This is a genomic window from Neolewinella aurantiaca (genome assembly GCF_008014675.1).
GTDB lineage: Bacteria > Bacteroidota > Bacteroidia > Chitinophagales > Saprospiraceae > Neolewinella > Neolewinella aurantiaca.
Genome location: NZ_VOXD01000092.1, coordinates 1 through 1,533 on the forward strand (window position 1 = coordinate 1; position 1,533 = coordinate 1,533).

Consider the following 1,533-nt stretch of genomic DNA (forward strand, 5'->3'; position numbering starts at 1 on the left):
GCAGGTACTAAATGCTATCCGGAACAAACTATGTAGAGCGATCTACGCTTGCCACGAAAACAAAGTTATGTATGAAAGAAAGTTGCAAGCTTCTTTGGTTATCTCATAGCAATCGCAGGTGCAAGGTAAAGTTGGAGGAGCAGGATAGGTATTGCGGGCAAGGCGTAGCTTTGCCCGGCCGGTAGTTATAGTTACCTCGGTCATCAAAGGTGCAATTTTGCCCCACCATCGATTCTGCCTGGGGGAGCATATCGCTGTGGCGTCTGAACAATCACAAATCTTTAAAAATGAGCTTCAAAGACCTGCCAAAAGTTGAACTCCACCTGCACCTTGATTGCTCCCTTAGCTTCCAGGTAGTCAAACAACTGAAGCCCACGATAACTTTAGCGGAATACCAGCAGTCATTCATCGCTCCAAAAAAATGTAACAACTTAGCCGACTACCTCAAGCACGCCGTAAAAGGCTTCGAGCTAATGCAAACGCCGGAACAACTGAGGCTGGTCACCTTTGATCTCTTTCGGCAGCTGAATGAAGACAAGGTAGTTTACGCAGAAATCCGGTTTGCGCCCCTACTCCATACATTCGGAGGACTCTCTCCGGAGCAAGTAGTAAAAGTCGTTAACGATGCCGTTGGTGAAAGCACCAAAAAGCACGGCATTCACGCAGGAATCATCCTGTGCACCTTACGCCGACACAGCGAAGCGCAGAGTATGCAAACAGTTGAGCTGGTCCAGAAATACGAAGGCACCCACGTTGTGGGCTTCGACATCGCGGGCAACGAAGCCGGATTCCCGATCACTGACCACGTAAAAGCATTTCAATTCGCGAACAGGAACAACCTCCCGTGCACAGCCCACGCCGGCGAAGCAAAAGGGGCAGCGAGTGTTTGGGAAACATTAGAAAACTTCCGCCCCGCAAGGATAGGCCACGGTGTGAGGAGTACCGAAGCCGATGAACTGGTATCCTTTCTCAAAGAGAAGGAAATACACTTGGAAATATGTCCAACCAGCAACATTCAGGTAGATGTATTTGACAAGATAGAAGACCATCCGATAAACACGTTCTTCGATTCAGGATTGTCCTTAAGCATAAACACCGATGGGCGGGCAGTTTCAAATGTCTCCCTGACGGATGAGTACAACCTTCTTCATCAGGTCTTCGGATGGGACAAAAGTCATTTCAAAAAGTGTAACCTCGAAGCTATTAAACATTCTTTTGCAAGTCCTGAGATCAAAGACCTGGTCAGGGCTCGGATTGAGCGAAGCTACTGGAACTGATGAGGTGGAAATGTGAGGGACGTGGTTCAATCCAGCCTCCACCCCCGAGAAAAAACAACGCGCCGAACGCACCCGCGATCTTTTGGAGAATCACCTCGGTCGATCGCTCTCCGACTGTCCCGATTGCGGTGCCGTAGACAGTCTCGTCCGTATCCACATCTCCCCTTCTGGGGGCCGGGGGGCTACCAATGCCCGCGCTCCACCGGCCGACTTTGTTTATGTGGCCGTCAAATAGTTCGCTGCCTTGCTGCGGCCC

The 1,533-nt window shown here is 50.2% G+C and carries 1 protein-coding gene; it reads left to right on the plus strand.

Annotation, left to right across the window (positions count from 1 at the left end):
• Nucleotides 1-287: 287 nt before the first annotated feature.
• On the plus strand, nucleotides 288-1,277 hold the full coding sequence (add, locus tag FUA23_RS22135; protein ID WP_147932954.1) for an adenosine deaminase: 990 nt from the start codon (nucleotides 288-290) through the stop codon (nucleotides 1,275-1,277).
• The last annotated feature ends 256 nt before the right edge of the window (nucleotides 1,278-1,533 follow it).